This window comes from Bacillus sp. FJAT-27001 (assembly GCF_019039175.1).
Classification (GTDB): Bacteria; Bacillota; Bacilli; order Bacillales; family Bacillaceae; genus Bacillus; species Bacillus velezensis.
Map to the genome: position 1 here is coordinate 300332 of NZ_JAHOAA010000002.1, position 18168 is coordinate 318499.

16 protein-coding genes, 1 other RNA gene and 1 other annotated feature are annotated in these 18168 nt (G+C 47.4%); of the genes, 14 read left to right on the forward strand and 3 right to left on the reverse strand.

Annotated elements, in window-relative coordinates; all coding sequences use genetic code 11:
* Positions 1–20 precede the first annotated feature (20 nt).
* Positions 21–281 carry a preprotein translocase subunit YajC gene (yajC, locus tag BGM27_RS06195; protein WP_007408187.1) on the forward strand — a complete coding sequence of 87 codons (261 nt, stop codon included), beginning with the start codon at positions 21–23 and terminating at the stop codon, positions 279–281.
* A 51-nt stretch (positions 282–332) separates the two neighbouring features.
* Here the strand turns inward: yajC and BGM27_RS06200 are convergent, their stop codons facing one another.
* Positions 333–719, reverse strand: coding sequence for a TIGR04086 family membrane protein (locus BGM27_RS06200; RefSeq protein ID WP_003152697.1), 387 nt, complete (start codon positions 717–719; stop codon positions 333–335).
* Positions 720–885: 166 nt separating this feature from the next.
* On the opposite strand from BGM27_RS06200, the gene BGM27_RS06205 reads away from it, so the two are divergent.
* Positions 886–1542, forward strand: coding sequence for a DUF421 domain-containing protein (locus BGM27_RS06205; protein ID WP_003152699.1), 657 nt, complete (start codon positions 886–888; stop codon positions 1540–1542).
* Between the two features lie 7 nt (positions 1543–1549).
* Here the strand turns inward: BGM27_RS06205 and spoVB are convergent, their stop codons facing one another.
* Entirely contained in the window at positions 1550–3106 is a 1557-nt protein-coding gene (gene spoVB / locus BGM27_RS06210) for a stage V sporulation protein B (RefSeq protein ID WP_007408188.1), read from the reverse strand.
* A gap of 115 nt (positions 3107–3221) precedes the next feature.
* On the opposite strand from spoVB, the gene BGM27_RS06215 reads away from it, so the two are divergent.
* The 8 genes from BGM27_RS06215 to dtd all read left to right on the forward strand — a co-directional run bounded on the left by BGM27_RS06215 (position 3222) and on the right by dtd (position 12547).
* Complete coding sequence (locus BGM27_RS06215; protein ID WP_007408189.1) at positions 3222–3518, forward strand: post-transcriptional regulator; 297 nt, start codon at positions 3222–3224, stop codon at positions 3516–3518.
* 36 nt (positions 3519–3554) lie between these two features.
* A complete protein-coding gene (gene secDF, locus BGM27_RS06220; protein ID WP_007408190.1) occupies positions 3555–5774 on the forward strand; it encodes a protein translocase subunit SecDF in 2220 nt (739 codons plus the stop codon).
* Between the two features lie 131 nt (positions 5775–5905).
* Positions 5906–6403: a cation:proton antiporter regulatory subunit gene (locus BGM27_RS06225; RefSeq protein WP_012118088.1), complete on the forward strand. Its 498-nt coding sequence runs from the start codon at positions 5906–5908 to the stop codon at positions 6401–6403.
* A gap of 63 nt (positions 6404–6466) precedes the next feature.
* Positions 6467–6793 (forward strand): LapA family protein, encoded by a 327-nt coding sequence (locus BGM27_RS06230; RefSeq protein WP_007408192.1) that lies wholly within the window; start codon positions 6467–6469, stop codon positions 6791–6793.
* 55 nt (positions 6794–6848) lie between these two features.
* On the forward strand, positions 6849–9209 hold the full coding sequence (gene recJ / locus BGM27_RS06235; protein WP_007408193.1) for a single-stranded-DNA-specific exonuclease RecJ: 2361 nt from the start codon (positions 6849–6851) through the stop codon (positions 9207–9209).
* A gap of 5 nt (positions 9210–9214) precedes the next feature.
* The gene (locus BGM27_RS06240) at positions 9215–9727 is read left to right on the forward strand and encodes an adenine phosphoribosyltransferase (RefSeq protein ID WP_003152714.1); all 513 of its coding nucleotides are present in this window, start codon (positions 9215–9217) and stop codon (positions 9725–9727) included.
* A 157-nt stretch (positions 9728–9884) separates the two neighbouring features.
* Positions 9885–12089, forward strand: a complete 2205-nt coding sequence (relA, locus tag BGM27_RS06245; RefSeq protein WP_003152716.1) for a GTP diphosphokinase — start codon at positions 9885–9887, stop codon at positions 12087–12089.
* Positions 12090–12103: 14 nt separating this feature from the next.
* Positions 12104–12547, forward strand: a complete 444-nt coding sequence (gene dtd / locus BGM27_RS06250) for a D-aminoacyl-tRNA deacylase (RefSeq protein WP_007408194.1) — start codon at positions 12104–12106, stop codon at positions 12545–12547.
* 25 nt (positions 12548–12572) lie between these two features.
* Here dtd and BGM27_RS06255 read toward each other — a convergent pair whose 3' ends face one another.
* The gene (locus BGM27_RS06255; protein ID WP_020954252.1) at positions 12573–14135 is read right to left on the reverse strand and encodes an N-acetylmuramoyl-L-alanine amidase family protein; all 1563 of its coding nucleotides are present in this window, start codon (positions 14133–14135) and stop codon (positions 12573–12575) included.
* 130 nt (positions 14136–14265) lie between these two features.
* On the opposite strand from BGM27_RS06255, the gene BGM27_RS06260 reads away from it, so the two are divergent.
* The 4 genes from BGM27_RS06260 (at position 14266) to ssrS (ending at position 18114) form a co-directional block, all read left to right on the forward strand.
* A complete protein-coding gene (locus BGM27_RS06260; RefSeq protein WP_007408196.1) occupies positions 14266–14436 on the forward strand; it encodes a YrzK family protein in 171 nt (56 codons plus the stop codon).
* Positions 14437–14496: 60 nt separating this feature from the next.
* Positions 14497–14729: a binding site (T-box leader), on the forward strand.
* Between the two features lie 63 nt (positions 14730–14792).
* A complete protein-coding gene (gene hisS, locus BGM27_RS06265; RefSeq protein WP_007408198.1) occupies positions 14793–16067 on the forward strand; it encodes a histidine--tRNA ligase in 1275 nt (424 codons plus the stop codon).
* A gap of 14 nt (positions 16068–16081) precedes the next feature.
* A complete protein-coding gene (gene aspS, locus BGM27_RS06270) occupies positions 16082–17860 on the forward strand; it encodes an aspartate--tRNA ligase (protein WP_007408199.1) in 1779 nt (592 codons plus the stop codon).
* A 62-nt stretch (positions 17861–17922) separates the two neighbouring features.
* A non-coding RNA gene (gene ssrS / locus BGM27_RS06275) (6S RNA) lies at positions 17923–18114 on the forward strand.
* The last annotated feature ends 54 nt before the right edge of the window (positions 18115–18168 follow it).

Genomic DNA, 18168 nt, shown 5'->3' on the forward strand with positions numbered 1-18168 from the left:
TCTTGAAGGGAGGGAAACAGATGGGTACTTTAGGCACAATCGTTCCTATTATTTTAATGTTTGCAGTGCTTTATTTCCTGCTCATCCGTCCGCAGCAAAAGCAGCAGAAGGCCGTACGCCAGATGCAGGAAGAGCTGAAAAAAGGGGATACAGTGGTGACAATCGGAGGATTGCACGGCACTGTAGATTCAATTGATGAAAGCAAGGTCGTCATTAAAACAGGTGATAACACCCGTTTAACATTTGACCGCCGCGCAATCAGAGAAGCTTCCGCTGAATAACAGCGAAGCTCATACATACAAAAAAAGAGCGGAGAATCCGCTCTTTTTTTATTACGCTGATCTGCTTCCTTTCAAATTCACTCCGAAAATGCCGCCCAGCATGCTGACTCCCAAAAAGCCGAGATGAAACAAAAGCTGACCGGATGTAAACGTTTTTCCGAACCCTAAATATTGAAACAGCAAGATGATTAATGAAAAACAGACGGCGGTTAACGCTCCGATCATCCAGCCTTTTTCCTTCGCTTTGCCGCCCGATATAAAACCTCCCGCAAATAAAGAAAGAAAAGAAAGCGCGGTGATCAGCCAGCTGAAAGATGATTCTTCCATTGAGGTAACTGTCAGTAAAAGCGAAATCGCCAAACTCGTAAGAAGCATCACCGCAAAGATAGCCACTAAGCCGTACAAGACGCCTCTTCCCACTTGTTTCGTTTCTTCCATTTTTATCTCCTCTCCGCCCTGCGGCCTGATATATGACAAGCCGGAGCCCGTCTTTTTCTAAATGTATTCTCTGAATGTTCGAATTAGACGTAAATGCATGATGTTCAGCCCGTTTCTTACATAATTCAGAGCCGATGGCAAATGCTATGACCGTTGGAGGTGCGATATGGAAGATATTTTCATTATTACGTTTCGTACGATTGTGCTTTATTTTATCATTCTTGTGATTTTCAGACTGATGGGAAAACGGGAAATCGGAGAACTGAGCATTTTAGACCTTGTCGTCTCCATTATGATTGCCGAGATTGCCGTATTGGCAATTGAAAATGTAAAAGATAAGCTTTTGCATACGATTGTGCCGATTGTCGTTTTAATGATTATTCAAGTAAGCCTTGCTTTTATTTCGCTCAAAAGCCAAAAAATACGGCAGCTGCTTGACGGAAAACCCACCATTATTATTAAACAGGGAAAAATTGATGAACGGGCGATGAGATCGCAGCGCTACAATTTTGACGATCTTCTTATGCAGCTGAGGGAGAATAACATCGATAGAATCTCTGACGTGTCATATGCCATTTTGGAGTCTTCAGGCAAACTGTCGATCGTCAAAAAGAAAAACAATAAGGATAAGCAGATGGAAACATCGCTTATCGTTGACGGGGTCATTCAGAACGAGCATCTGGACAGAATCGGGAAAGATAAACACTGGCTCGAAAAAAATTTAGCAAAAAGAGGATATCGCGATCTTTCGGTTATATCATTCTGCACGTTTACGGACGGCGCTTTTTTTATTGATCTTAAAGATGAAAAAGGGGAGCCATGAATCGGTTTCACCGCGTCACGAACTTGCCGATGACCGGAATCCGGATCAGCTCTTCCCTTTTAATCAGCCTGAATAACAGAAGAAGCGCTATATACAAAATCGCGGTCATTGCAATCCAGCCTGTGAGATTAACAGCCTCTGACCCTGAAAAATGAACGGCGTGTTTGATGATGCGGCTGACATAGCCGCAAATGAATATGACGGCAAAACAGAGCGCGTATTCTTTTATTTTAATGCTGATCGGAAGCACCTTGCTTACGGTGGCCGCATGCAGCAGGGTGACAAGGACCATCCCCGTTACAATCGCAAGTGCGGCGCCCATGATGCCCAAGGAAGGCCTGGTCGCCAAAACAAAAATTAGACCAGTTTTGACAGCGGCGCCGATAAAACTGTTCATCATGGCGGCCCCGGCTAAATTGAGAGCCTGCAGCACCGCCTGAAGGGGCCCCTGAAAATAGTAAAGCAGAAAAAACGGCGCCATCACTTTAACAAATACCGCCGCATTAGTTGATCCGTACATGACGGACATCAGTTCATCAGCGAAAGAGAATAAAATAACCACCGAAATGCCTCCGCTTAAAAGACACAGCCGCATCGCCTGTTCCAGACGGTATTCGACAACTTGCAGCTTTTTTTGCTCCATTCCTTCACTGATCGCAGGAACAAGTGCCGTTGACAGAGAATAGGTTATAAAGCTGGGCAGCGTCAAAACCGTCATGGCAAATCCGGTCAGCTCCCCGTACTGGCTGGTGGCGGCAGCGGTGGCCACTCCTGCAATCGCAAGGCTTTGCGCGACGACAATAGGTTCAAAAAACCAAGATAAATTTCCGATGAAGCGGCTTCCGGTTGTTGGGAGCGACACGCTCATCAGCTGGCGGAAGGTTTCTTTTCCATTTGCGATCGACTTGAAAAATTGTTTTCTGATTCTGATTGTTTTATTTGCTTTAAAACAAATGAATAAATAAATAAGAGAGGCAAGCTCCCCGATGACAGACGAAATCATGGCTCCGGCTGCGGCATATTCAATCCCGTACGGCAGAAACACCGTCGTGCAGACTGCGACAAGTGAAATCCGCACGATCTGCTCAAGCACTTGGGAAAACGCCAGCGGGTTCATATTCTGCCTTCCCTGAAAGTAACCGCGCAGCACGCTGGAGATCGCGATAATCGGCACGACGGGCGTAATCGCCAGAAGCGGGTAAACCGTGCGCTGATCCGTCAGCATCGTTTCGGACATAATCGGCGCAAAGCATAAAAACAGCGGCGTGAAGATGAGACTTAATATCCCGGTTACGGTAAGCGACATCACTAAAATGTGTTTCATTTTCTGCCGGTCCCCCCGCGCGCTTGCTTCAGCGACAAGTTTGCTGATGGCAACGGGGAGGCCGAATTGAGTCAAAGTGGTGGCCAAGAAAAATGTCGGGGCAGCCATCATGTATAAACCGACCCCTTCTTCACCGATAAACCGGGCGATAACCACCCGGTTGACAAAGCCGAGCATTCTCGTAATCATCCCGGCTGCGATGAGAATAAGAGTGCCCCTTAAAAAAGTCTGTTTTGCCATTTTATAAACCCCTGCCTTCTCAAACTACCTGGAATCATATACAATAAAGATATGCGCCGATGTCGTCCGAGCATGACAAGTCTTCGAGAAAAATGGAAAAAGGAGCGAGCGCCCAGTGGAGAAACATCCCGCCGAAATGTACAAAGATCATTTGCGGCCTTTCTTGTACAGTAAACTTGAAGAGTTCAAAATCCTCGGATACGATGATGTTGAGCACGAGAGTTTATGGTCATACTTAATACATAAAAAGTGGAAACAGAAAAAGGAACTGCCGCTGCATGAATTGGCCGGTCATATTTTATCAGTTAAAATTGGCGATTTTATGAACTATGCAACCGTTGAAGCTTTTAAGTCGTCTAATTGGCTGGAAAGCGATGAGGGTCAGGAAGCTTTAGATGAACTGCTGAGATAATGATTTGACGGCATAGGTTTAAGGAGGAAATACATAATGAAAAAAGGACGCTTGATTGCGTTTTTCCTGATCGTATTATTGATCGGCACAGGGCTGGGGTATTTTACAAAACCGGCTGCCAATAATATTACGTTAGGATTGGATTTACGCGGCGGGTTTGAAGTTCTGTACGATGTGCAGCCCGTCAAAAAAGGCGATAAAATCACAAAAGACGTGCTCGTCAGCACGGTGCAGGCGCTGAACCGCCGGGCTAACGTTCTCGGCGTAAGCGAGCCGAATATTCAGATTGAAGGAAATAACCGCATCCGCGTACAGCTGGCGGGCGTCACGAATCAGAACAGGGCGCGCGAAATTCTGTCAACGGAAGCGCAGCTCTCGTTCAGGGATACGAATGATAAAGAGTTGTTAAACGGCTCTGATCTCGTGGAAAACGGCGCGAAGCAAACCTTTGATCCGACGACGAACGAACCGATTGTCAGCGTTAAGCTGAAGGATGCGGATAAGTTCGGCGAAGTGACGAAAAAAGTCAAGAAAATGGCGCCTAATAATCAGCTTGTGATCTGGCTTGATTACCAAAAAGGCGATTCTTTTAAAAAAGAAGTCGGCAAAAAACATCCGAAATATGTATCCGCTCCGAATGTGAGCCAGGAATTAAACACGAAGGATGTCACAATTGAAGGCCAGTTTACCGTTCAAAAAGCGAAGGACTTGGCCAATATTTTAAACGCGGGCGCGCTGCCTGTGAAACTGACCGAAAAATACTCTACTTCAGTAGGGGCGCAATTCGGACAGCAGGCTTTGCATGATACGGTAGAGGCCGGCATCATCGGTATTGCAATTGTTTTCTTATTTATGCTGCTTTATTACAGACTGCCTGGACTCATAGCGGTAATTACGCTTTCTGTATACGTGTATATTACGCTTCAAGTGTTTGACTGGATGCAGGCGGTGCTGACGCTTCCGGGTATTGCGGCGCTCATTTTGGGTGTCGGGATGGCGGTTGACGCCAACATCATCACCTATGAACGGATAAAAGAAGAATTGAAACTCGGCAAATCCGTCCGCTCAGCTTTCCGTTCAGGGAACAGACGTTCATTCGCGACGATTTTCGATGCGAACATTACAACGATCATCGCAGCGGTCGTGCTCTTTATTTTCGGGACAAGCTCTGTAAAAGGGTTTGCGACGATGCTGATTTTGTCAATTCTGACAAGCTTTATTACAGCTGTCTTCCTTTCAAGATTCCTGCTCTCCCTTCTCGTGGAAAGCAGATGGCTTGACCGGAAAAAAGGCTGGTTCGGCGTCAAGAAAAAACACATTATGGATATTCAGAAGACCGACGAAAATACTGAACCGCATACGGCATTCCAAAAATGGGATTTCACGAGCAAGCGAAAATATTTCTTTATTTTCTCAAGCGCTGTAACCATTGCGGGAATTATCATCTTACTGGTCTTTAAACTCAACCTGGGAATCGATTTTGCAAGCGGCGCGCGGATTGACGTGCAGAGCAATCATTCTTTGACGGCGCATCAGGTTGAAAAAGATTTTGATTCTCTCGGCATGGAGCCGGAAAACATCGTGCTTTCTGGTAAAGAGAACCATGTTGCCGCGGCCCGGTTTGTCGGAGAGCCATCTAAAGAAAAAATCGCTGAAATCAAAACGTACTTTAAGGACAAATACGGATCTGAACCGAACGTCAGCACGGTATCGCCGACAGTCGGAAAAGAACTGGCCCGTAATGCTTTATATGCTGTCGCCATTGCATCAATCGGCATCATTATTTACGTATCAATACGTTTCGAGTACAGAATGGCTATCGCCGCGATTGTATCCCTGCTGTATGACGCTTTCTTTATCGTCGCGTTTTTCAGCATTACAAGGCTGGAGGTTGACGTAACCTTTATCGCCGCTATTCTCACCATAATCGGTTACTCGATAAATGATACGATCGTTACATTTGACCGGATACGTGAGCAGATGAAAAAACGCAAGCCGAAGTCATTTGCCGATCTGGAACATATCGTGAATCTGAGCTTGCAGCAAACCTTTACACGTTCGATCAATACGGTCTTGACCGTTGTGATTGTTGTCGTCGTGCTGCTCATTTTGGGCTCATCGTCAATTACAAACTTCTCCGTCGCCTTATTGGTCGGTTTATTGACGGGCGTTTATTCCTCTCTTTACATCGCCGCGCAGCTGTGGCTTGTATGGAAAGGTAAAGAATTTAAAGGGAAAAAATCAATCGAAGAGTAAAATGGGAACAGGCTGTCTTCCGGAAGGCAGCCTGTTTTTTTAGGCCGCATTGAACTTAAAACCTGCATTTGCTATAATGACATACGCTTACATAATCAATCATCATTGTAAAAACATGTAGGAGGGTTCTTATGAACGTTCGTGAGTCGGAGCTTCCGGGCATCGGCCAGAAAGTAGAAGTCATTACGAAAAATCACGATAAAATCAGTATTATTCTTCATGATGACGGCAGAAAAGAGCTCTATTACTTCGATGAGAATGATCATGACGAATGCTTGGCATCCGTTGAATTTAACGACGAAGAGGCGAGGCAGATTTCCGCTATTTTAGGCGGGATGACGTATAAGCCGAAAGCGCTGGAATCTGTGGAAGTTGCGCTTGATGACCTCGTCATTGAGTGGTTTAAAGCCGAATCTCATGCACCGGCTGTCAGCCGTACAATCGGAGATTTGGAGATCAAGAAACATTACAACGTCCAGATTATTGCGATCGTAAAGAAAAACCGGCAAAAACAGCTGAGCCCCGGCATTGATACCGTAATTGAAGAAGGGGACACCCTCGTCATATCGGGAGAAAGAAGCGGACTGAAAAAGCTGGTCCGCGAGCAATTAACGGCTCGGATTTCCTGAGACCGGGGTTTACTCCCGGGGAAATGGGGGAAAAGATAAGAATGAACAATTGGGGGCAGACGCATGAATAAACAATGGACTATTATATTCGCTTTACTATTTACTTTGATTGTCGCCATCTTTGCTGTCATTAACGTGCGGGCGGTTGAGGTTGATTATCTGTTCGGAACCGCTGAATGGCCGCTGATTTTAGTCATTTTAGGCTCTGTGTTAATGGGAGCGCTGATCGTGTTTTCAGCCGGTATCTTTCAAGTGATGAAGCTGAAGCGCGAAATTAAAATCCTGCGGAAAGAAAACAGATCTGCGGCTGAATTGACGGATGATTCGGACGGCAAAAAAACAGCCGCGCCGCCGGAAGAAATGCTTGAAGAGAAAAAAGGATCAGAATAACATTTGAAACCCCTCAGTCCGCTCTAGTATAATAGGGTGGTTGAGGGGTGAATTTATGTTAGCGTCAAAAATGCGCTGGGAAATCCAGCAGCCGGATCAGGAAAAAGTCAAATCACTCACAGAACAATTGGACATAACACCTCTTGTGGCATCACTGCTTGTAAAAAGAGGTTTTGATACTGCCGAAAGCGCAAGGCTGTTTTTACATACAAAGGATGCAGACTTTTATGACCCGTATGAATTAAAGGGAATGCGGGAAGCAGTTGATCGGATAAAACTGGCGGTTTCTCAAGGGGAACCGATTATGATTTACGGAGATTACGATGCAGACGGCGTTACAAGCACGTCGGTGATGCTGACGGCACTGAGACAGCTGTCGGCGGACGTTGACTTTTATATTCCCGACCGTTTCACAGAAGGCTACGGCCCGAATGAACAAGCTTTCCGCTCCATAAAAGAGCGGGGATTTTCGCTGATCATTACAGTGGATACGGGAATCGCCGCCGTCCATGAAGCTGAAGTCGCAAAAGAGCTGGGCTTAGACGTCATTATTACCGACCACCATGAGCCGGGACCCGAGCTTCCTGACGTATTTGCGATCATCCACCCGAAGCAGCCGGGATGCGGCTATCCGTTTAAAGAATTGGCCGGCGTCGGTGTGGCGTTTAAGCTTGCCCACGCGCTTACGGGTTCTTTGCCGGAAGCTATGCTGGACTTGGCGGCAATCGGTACGGTTGCAGATCTGGTGCCTCTTCATGATGAAAACAGATTAATTGCGTCACTCGGAATCGAAAGGCTTAGGACGACAAATCGGCCGGGCCTCAAAGCCCTGATTAAGCTTTCCGGCGGAGATATCGGACAAGCTGATGAGGAAACGATCGGATTTCAGGTCGCGCCGAGGCTCAATGCAGTCGGAAGAATAGAACAGGCCGATCCCGCCGTCCATCTGCTGATGACCGAAGATCAGTTTGAAGCGGAGGAACTGGCTTCGGATATTGACCGGCTGAATAAAGAGCGGCAGAAAATGGTGAAAACCATGACCGAAGAGGCTGTTGAAATGGTTCAGCAGCAAGGCGGAAACCCGTCTGCCATTGTAGTGGCAAAAGCCGGCTGGAATCCGGGAGTCGTCGGTATTGTCGCATCGAAGCTGACTGAACGTTTTTACCGTCCCGCTGTTGTGCTTGGGATAGATGAGGAGCAGGGAATCGCTAAAGGGTCGGCGCGAAGCATCAGAGGCTTCAACCTGTTTACGAGCCTTTCACAGTGCAGAGACATTCTTCCTCATTTCGGCGGGCATCCGATGGCGGCAGGAATGACGTTGAAGGCTGAAGATGTGGCGGAATTAAGGGACAGGCTGAATCAAATGGCTGAAGAAACCCTTACGGAAGAGGATTTTATTCCCGTTCAGGAGGTTGATCTTGTGTGCGGCGTTGAAGACATAACCGTTGAAAGCATTACAGAATTGAATATGCTGTCGCCGTTCGGCATGCTTAACCCTAAACCGCATGTGATGGTGAAAAATGCCGTGCTTGATGAAGTTCGCCTGATCGGAGCGAATAAAAACCACGTGAAAATGACGGTGAAAAGTGATTCCGCCGTCCTTGACTGCGTCGGCTTTAACAAAGGAGAGCTTGAAGCCGGAATTGTCCCCGGATCAACGATTTCCATTGTCGGCGAGATGTCCATTAATGAATGGAACAACAGAAAGAAGCCCCAGCTGATGATTAAAGACGCTGCGGTGCCGGAATGGCAGCTTTTTGATATCAGGGGCAAGCGGACGTGGGAAGACACGGTCACCGCGCTGCCGAAGGAAAAACGGGTGCTCATCAGCTTTAACGAAAAAACCGCTCAGAAGCTCCGTGCAAAAGAGCTGTCGGGCGAGCTGGCCGGGATCACATCGGAATCCGAGGCGGAAGCTCTCCAGCTTGACGGAAAATATGCCGTTTTTCTGGATGTGCCGCCGTCAGCGGATCGCCTGCAGCATTTGCTTGACGGAAAGAAGCCGGAACGGATTTATTTTGTTTTTATCAATCATGAAGAACATTTCCTGTCCTCATTTCCATCGCGAAATGATTTCAAGTGGTTTTACGCATTTCTCTTGAAAAGGGGCGCTTTTGACTTCGGCAAGCATGGTTCAGAGCTTGCGAGACATAGAGGATGGTCAATTGACACAATCAATTTCATGACAAAGGTGTTTTTTGATCTCGGTTTTGTTAAAATAGAAGATGGTGTGCTGTCTGTCGTGAGCGGCGCGAAAAAACGCGACCTGGCAGATTCGCAAACCTATCAGGTAAAACAGCAGCTGATGGAATTAGACCAGAAGCTCAATTATTCCGCAGCCCATGAGCTGAAGGAATGGCTGAATAAGCTGATGAACCAAGGTTCAGAAGCTTATGAAAGTACGAGGAGGACATAGAACAGATGGATCTTAAAAAATACGTAACAATTGTGCCCGATTACCCGAAAGAAGGCGTACAATTTAAAGATATTACGACATTGATGGACAAAGGCGACGTATACCGTTACGCCACTGACCAAATTGTTGAATATGCAAAGGAAAAAGAAATTGATTTAGTTGTCGGGCCTGAAGCGCGCGGCTTTATTATCGGCTGTCCGGTTGCATACGCTCTCGGAGTCGGCTTTGCCCCGGTTCGGAAAGAAGGAAAACTTCCGCGTGAGGTCATTAAAGTCGATTACGGTTTGGAGTACGGAAAAGACGTACTGACGATTCATAAAGATGCGATTCTGCCGGGACAGCGCGTGCTGATTACTGATGATTTGCTGGCAACAGGCGGCACGATCGAAGCAACGATTAAGCTAGTCGAAGAACTGGGCGGCGTCGTAGCCGGTATTGCGTTCTTAATCGAGCTGTCTTACCTTGACGGCAGAGACAAGCTTGACGATTACGATATTTTAACATTAATGAAATATTAACCGCATATGGAAAAAAGCACTCGTGTCAGGGTGCTTTTTTCCTATTATTTCATCATCCTGACAGATTCTTTAGGTGTTTTGAACTTCTGCCCTTTACATCTCTCGTTTTTTTCTTGATAATAAACTAATACAGTTTACATTTAAAAAAGGTGATTCCATGGCGAACGAACAAGTATTGACTGCCGAGCAAGTAATAGATAAAGCGCGCACTTATCTGCCGGAGGAGCAGATTGCGTTTGTTGAGAAAGCTTACCTGTATGCGCAAAACGCGCATCGCGAACAGTACCGCAAATCAGGTGAGCCGTACATCATTCATCCGATTCAGGTGGCGGGGATCCTCGTCGATCTGGAAATGGACCCTTCCACAATTGCGGGCGGATTTCTGCATGACGTGGTAGAGGACACGGATGTCACCCTCGACGACCTGAAGGAAGCATTTTCTGAAGAAGTGGCGATGCTTGTCGACGGCGTGACGAAGCTCGGTAAAATTAAGTATAAATCTCAAGAGGAGCAGCAGGCGGAAAACCATCGAAAAATGTTTGTCGCTATGGCTCAGGATATCAGAGTCATATTGATCAAGCTGGCGGATCGCCTTCACAATATGCGGACGTTAAAGCATCTTCCGCAGGAAAAGCAGCGGAGAATTTCAAATGAGACGCTGGAAATTTTCGCTCCGCTGGCCCATCGGCTCGGGATTTCTAAAATCAAATGGGAGCTGGAAGACACCGCTCTCCGTTATTTGAATCCTCAGCAATATTACAGAATCGTCAACCTCATGAAGAAAAAGCGCGCGGAACGCGAACTTTATGTCGAAGAGGTTGTCAATGAAGTGAAAAAACGCGTCGAAGAAGTGAATATCAAAGCGGACTTTTCAGGACGTCCGAAGCACATCTACAGCATTTACCGCAAGATGGCGCTGCAAAATAAACAGTTCAATGAAATATATGATCTGCTCGCCGTCCGTATTCTTGTCGGAAGCATTAAAGACTGCTACGCCGTCCTCGGCATTATTCATACGTGCTGGAAGCCGATGCCGGGCAGATTCAAAGATTATATTGCAATGCCTAAGCCGAATATGTATCAGTCCCTGCATACGACCGTAATCGGGCCTAAAGGCGATCCGCTGGAAGTGCAGATCAGAACATTTGAGATGCATGAGATCGCTGAATACGGGGTGGCCGCACACTGGGCATATAAAGAAGGCAAGGCTGCAAACGAAGAAGCGACATTTGAGAAAAAACTGTCCTGGTTCCGTGAAATTCTGGAATTCCAAAACGAGTCTACCGATGCGGAAGAATTTATGGAATCGCTGAAAATCGATCTGTTTTCTGACATGGTATACGTATTTACGCCAAAAGGCGATGTCATTGAACTGCCGTCAGGCTCTGTGCCGATTGATTTTTCCTACAGGATCCACTCGGAGATCGGCAACAAAACAATCGGGGCGAAAGTGAACGGAAAAATGGTGACGCTTGACCATAAGCTCCGGACGGGCGACATCGTCGAGATTCTGACGTCCAAGCATTCATACGGTCCGAGTCAAGACTGGGTCAAACTGGCGCAGACGTCCCAGGCGAAACACAAAATCCGCCAATTCTTTAAGAAACAGCGCCGTGAAGAAAACGTCGAAAAAGGCCGTGAGCTTGTCGAGAAAGAAATTAAAAATCTTGATTTTGAAGTGAAAGATGTTTTAACACTCGAAAATCTTCAAAAAGTTGCCGACAAGTTCAATTTCTCAAATGAAGAGGATATGTACGCGGCGGTCGGGTATAACGGCATTACCGCTCTTCAGGTGGCCAACAGGCTCACCGAAAAAGAACGGAAGCTGCGTGACCAGGAAGAGCAGGAAAAAATCGTTCAGGAAGTCACTTCCGAGCCGAAACATTATCCGCAAGGGAGAAAACGGGAAGCGGGTGTGCGCGTAAAAGGCATTGACAACCTTCTCGTCCGCTTGTCGAAATGCTGCAACCCGGTGCCGGGCGACCATATTGTCGGTTTTATTACAAAAGGGCGCGGTGTATCCGTTCACCGGGATGACTGTCCGAACGTCAAAACGAATGAAGCGCAGGAACGTCTGATCCCCGTTGAATGGGAGCATGAATCACAGGTTCAAAGACGCAAAGAATATAACGTTGAGATTGAGATTTTGGGGTATGACCGTCTCGGGCTTTTAAATGAGGTGCTCCAAGCCGTAAATGAAACGAAAACCAACATCTCCTCTGTCTCCGGCAAATCCGACCGCAATAAAGTCGCTACGATTCATATGGCGATTTTTATTCAAAACATCAATCATCTGCATAAAGTGGTCGAGCGGATTAAGCAGATCAGAGACATCTATTCAGTCCGCCGGGTAATGAACTAAAAGGAGCGCTTGCTATGAAATTAGTTGTTCAGCGTGTAACAGAAGCGAGTGTGACGGTTGACGGCGCTGTTGCCGGCCGGATCGGACCCGGCATTATGGCGCTTGTCGGCATCACTCATGAAGATACAGAAGAAGATGCCGCTTACTTGGCGGATAAAATCGTGAATCTTCGGATTTTTGATGATGAAAGCGGCAAGATGAATTTATCGCTTTTGGATACGGGCGGGGAGATTTTATCCGTTTCCCAGTTTACGCTTTACGGCGAAACGAAGAAAGGGAGACGCCCGAATTTTATGAATGCGGCTAAACCGGATCAGGCTGTGCTCCTTTATGAAAAGTGGAACGAACTCCTTCGGGAAAAAGGAGTCAAAGTGGAAACCGGAATATTCGGAGCCATGATGGATGTTCAGCTGACGAATTCCGGGCCGATTACATTGATTATGGATTCTAAACAATAAAAAAGCTGCCGTTCGGCAGCTTTTTTTATGATTGAAAATAATGTTCCAATCCGCTTTCAATTCCGTCTGTCACTTTTTCCTGATAAGAGCCGCTATGTATGATTGTTTCTTCTTGCGGTTGACTGAGATAGCCGAGCTCATACAGCATGGCAGGCTGTTTATTTTCCCTCAGGACATAATAATCGCCAAACAGAACGCCGCGATCCGGGATAGGGGAACGCTTCACTACTTCAGAATGGACGTCTGAGGCAAGCTGGCGATCCTTAGACGGACTGTAATAATAAGCCGTGCTTCCCCGTGTTGACGTATCGGCATAGCTGTCATAGTGAATGCTGATAAAGGCATCCGCATTCCGGTAATGAGAGGTTGAAACCCTAGCCTGCAGGCTGATAAAAGTATCATCCTGTCTGGTGATATACACGTTTGCACCGGCCGCCCGCAATTTTTGGGCCAGCAGCTTAGCGGTTTTAATGGTTGCGTTTTTCTCAAACTTTCCGGAGTAGCCGATCGTTCCGCTGTCTTTTCCTCCGTGTCCGGGATCAACGACGATCGTTTTGTTTTTAAGTGAGCCGGTGCCGCCTGACGTGTCGGGAGAAGGTGCTTCACCTGTTTCCTCACCGCTTTTTGACGTTTGTACGACCCAGTTTGCCACATATGCGGTTTGTCCGTTTTCAAGCCGGACTTCATACCATTTGCCGCTTGAGCCGACAATCGGGTAGGCTGCGCCTTTATCTGCTCTTTTTACGATAGAAGCGGAAGTCGAGGCCGAGCTCCTTAAGTTGGTGCCGCCGTAAACAATATACGCTTTTTTCGAGGAGCCTGAGCCCGCAGAACCGTCCCCCGAGCCGGATGCGCTGTCCGATGAGTCAGAATCCTTTATGATGTAGTGGCTTGCTGCCCAGCCTTTTTGCCCGTTTGCTTCAATTTTCAGCCAGCCGTGGTCTTCACTTAAGATGGAAACCTTTGTTCCGCGTGATAATTTAGTCATAATCGCTGAATCATGTGACGCTGCACTTCTGACATTCAATGAAGAAACGCCGACAGTCCCGTTTTTTGACCCGCTTCGGGCGGAAGTGGCTTTCGTATCCGATCCGCCGCTGTCCGCGGTGACGTATTCGGAAGAAACCCATCCGGTTGTGCCTTGATAAGAAATGTTCACCCATCCGCTGTTCTTGTCCAGCACGGATGCATGTGCGCCTTGCGGAAGTTTGCCGATGACTTCATATGATGTCCCCGGGCCTTTTCTGATGCGGAGGTCAGGATCGGTGGAAGTGACCGTTCCGCTTGTTGCGGATGAATGGTCTGCTCCTCCGGCTGTTTTTGATATCAGCCAGGAAACGACCCATCCGGTTTTACCGGGGCTCAGCTGAAGCTGCACCCAGTCTCCCTCTTCTTTAGCGATCGGGTATCTTTCCCCTTTTTTTACTTCAGCCTTAATTCCATAGCTCAGGCCGGGACCGCCTCTGACATTGATCTTGTCTGTCGCGATGACCGCTTCTCCCTCTGCGGCGATTGCGGTGTGGAATGACGGAAGAAGCGCTGTGATGATGACGCCGCATAAAATAAGAGCAAGAGTTCTCTTCTTCATGGCTGTCCTCCTTTCTGAACTAACTAAAATACATTCTTGTATAATATCGTATTTTCCTTGCTGAATGTTAAATAAAAATAAAATGGTTTGTTTATACTAGTCATAAATACAGCGAAAAGGTGTGCAAATCATGAAATATCAACCAAAAATGGGACGCGCGCTGCACGATGCGGAAGGAAATCTGCACTTCAGTGATCAGAGCGATAGAGAAAAGGCGGGTTTTCTTGAAGAGACGGCGACGGAGTTCGGTCTTTTATCGAAAGGTGCGGTCGCAAGGAAAAACAGACGGAATAAAACTTGACAGGGGAGTGCAATCCCATTATTATAATAGAAATTGATGTACATAAGTCATGATAACGATTTTGAACCGATAATGGAGAAGAGTAGGTCAGAATGCATGGAGAAGAGAGGAACCGTCCCGGGCTGAAAGCGGATCCGCACTGCATCTTTCTCGAAACAACACTCCGGAGGTTCCCTGCTGAACGCTTTTGCAAGTCATTAGGCAGCGGACGTGAACCTGCGTTAAAGGTCAGAGCGGGGATGCTTCGGCATTCCAACTAGGGTGGCACCACGGGTATAACTCTCGTCCCTACTATACATGTATAGTAGGAGCGGGAGTTTTTTTATTTGAAGAAAGACATTAAGGAGGCCTGTAACATGGCATATCACATTCCAAGAGGCACACAGGACATACTGCCGGGTGAATCAGACAGATGGCAGTTCGTCGAACAAATTATGAGGGAGACGTGCCGCACTTATCAATATAAAGAAATCCGCACGCCGATCTTCGAACATACGGAATTGTTCGCAAGAGGCGTCGGTGAGTCTACAGATATCGTGCAGAAAGAAATGTACACGTTTGAAGACCGTAAAGGGAGAAGCCTGACGCTTCGGCCGGAAGGAACGGCCGCCGCAGTCCGCGCGTTCAATGAAAATAAATTATTTGCGAACCCGGTGCAGCCGACGAAGCTTTATTATGTCGGACCGATGTTCCGTTACGAACGTCCGCAGACGGGGCGTTTCCGCCAATTCTATCAATTCGGAATTGAAGCGATCGGCTCCAAAGATCCGGCCGTGGATGCAGAAGTCATTGCGCTTGCGATGAGTATTTACCGTAAAGCCGGTTTGAAACATGTCAAGCTTGTGCTGAACAGCCTTGGTGACCAGGAGAGCCGCAAATCCTACCGGGAAGCGCTCGTCAAACATTTTGAACCGCGCATCGCAGAGTTTTGCTCAGACTGCCAGTCGCGCCTGCACACAAACCCGCTCAGAATTCTTGACTGCAAGAAAGACAGAGAGCATGAACTGATGAAAACGGCTCCGTCCATTCTTGATTACTTAAATGAAGAATCAGCCGCTTATTTTGAGAAAGTAAAACAATACTTAAACGATCTCGGCATCCCGTTCGAAATAGATCCGAACCTTGTCAGAGGGCTTGATTATTATAACCATACCGCTTTTGAAATTATGAGCAATGCCGAAGGATTCGGAGCGATTACAACCCTTGCCGGCGGGGGCCGCTATGACGGGCTTGTTGAACAGATCGGCGGACCTGAAGCGCCGGGTATCGGATTTGCGATGAGCATCGAACGTCTGCTGGCAGCCATTGACGCTGAGAAAACAGAGCTTCCCGTCAATCAGGGGATTGACTGCTACATCGTGACGCTCGGAGAAAAAGCGAAGGATTATTCCGTTTCCCTCGTGTACAAACTGAGAGAAGCGGGCATCTCAAGTGAAATCGATTATGAAAATAAAAAGATGAAGGGCCAATTTAAAACAGCTGACCGTCTCGGCGCACGTTTTATTGCGATTTTAGGGGAAGATGAGCTTGCCCAAAATAAAATCAATGTAAAAGATGCGGAAACAGGAGAGCAGCGTGAAGTGGTGTTAGACGAGCTGATACAAGTGTTAAAGGCAGATCAAAAGCAGTGAAGGAGAGGAACGCTATGTTTGGAAGAACATATTATTGTGGCGAGATAACTGAAAAAGCGATTGGCGAAACCGTCAAACTGAAAGGGTGGGTGCAGAAGCGGCGCGATCTCGGCGGCTTGATTTTCATTGATTTGCGCGACCGCTCGGGTATTGTGCAAGTCGTGTTCAACCCTGACGTATCGAAGGAAGCCCTTGCCGCAGCGGAAGCAATCAGAAACGAATATGTGCTTGATATCGAAGGCACGGTTTCTGCCCGTGAAGAAGGCACGGTGAATCCCAACCTGAAAACCGGTAAAATTGAAATCAAAGCTGAAGCGGTGACGGTGCTCAGTACGGCGAAAACGCCTCCGTTTCCGATCAGTGACCAGGCGGCTGACGTTTCTGAAGACGTCCGGTTAAAACACCGCTATTTGGATTTGCGCCGCCCGGCGATGTTTCAAACATTGCAAATGCGCCACCAAGTCACAAAATCCATCCGCCATTTCTTGGATGAAAACGGATTTCTTGATATTGAAACACCGATTTTAACAAAAAGCTCTCCCGAAGGCGCCCGTGATTACTTAGTGCCGAGCCGGGTGCATGAAGGAGAATTTTACGCCCTTCCGCAATCGCCGCAGATTTTTAAACAGCTTCTGATGGTGTCGGGCTTTGAACGGTATTATCAAGTGGCCCGCTGCTTCCGCGATGAAGACTTGCGTGCCGACCGCCAGCCGGAATTTACGCAGATTGATATCGAAATGTCCTTTATGAGTCAAGAGGACATCATGGCTCTGGCGGAAGAGATGATGGCGAAAGTCATGCTTGAAACAAAAGGTGTTGAAGTACCGCTTCCGCTTCCGCGAATGACATATGAAGAAGCGATGAACAGCTACGGTTCCGACAAGCCTGACACCCGCTTCGGCATGCTGCTGACGGACGTGTCAGACATAGTGAAAGATACTGAATTTAAGGTGTTCTCATCAGCCGTGGCAAACGGCGGCGTTGTAAAAGCGATCAATGTCAAAGGCGCTGCCGGCGACTATTCCAGAAAAGATATCGATGCGCTCGGCGTTTTTGCCGGAAATTACGGCGCGAAAGGTCTCGCTTGGGTGAAAGTTGAAGCCGACGGCGTAAAAGGCCCGATTGCGAAATTCTTTGATGAAGAGAAGCAGGCAAAACTGGCTGAAGCGCTTGATGCTTCTGAAGGCGATCTGCTCCTGTTCGGCGCTGATAAGTTTGAGGTTGTGGCCCAATCCCTCGGCGCGCTTCGCTTAAAGCTCGGCAAAGAACGCGGCCTGATTGACGAAAGCCTCTTCAACTTCCTGTGGGTTGTGGACTGGCCGTTACTGGAGCATGACGAGGAAGAAGGCCGTTTCTATGCGGCTCACCATCCGTTTACAATGCCTGTCCGTGAAGATCTTGACCTGATTGAAACGGCGCCTGAAGATATGAAAGCGCAGGCTTACGACCTTGTCTTAAACGGCTATGAACTCGGCGGAGGCTCAATCCGTATTTTTGAAAAAGACGTTCAGGAAAAAATGTTCGGGCTTCTCGGCTTTACAAAAGAAGAAGCGGAGGAGGAGTTCGGATACCTTCTTGAAGCCTTTGAATACGGCGCCCCTCCGCACGGCGGAATCGCGCTCGGCTTAGACCGGTTGGTTATGCTTCTTGCAGGCCGCACAAACTTAAGAGATACGATCGCTTTCCCGAAAACGGCAAGCGCAAGCTGCCTTCTTACGGAAGCGCCCGGCGAAGTGAGCGACGCCCAGCTTGAAGAACTTCACCTTTCTGTCAAAAGAAAAGTGAAACAGTAAAGATCAGCAGTTTGTTTCTTGAAAATCAAAATCTGCTGTGATATGATTTTGACAAGTTAAATAAAGTCCTGATGTGTTAGTTGTACACCTAGTTTTGACCGAACATTTTTTTGATTTGGGAGCCCGCATTTTTAAATGGCGTACATGCCTCTTTTCATTCGTTAAGAGGACTTACAAGATTTAAAAAAGGGCACCCACCTGCTGAGAGCGGGTTCAAAACGAAGGAAAGCTGCAACGGCACAATTGGGACTTTATTTTTTGTGCGCTAAAACCAGCGGCTTTTTGACAAGCCGAGTTTATAAAACCAG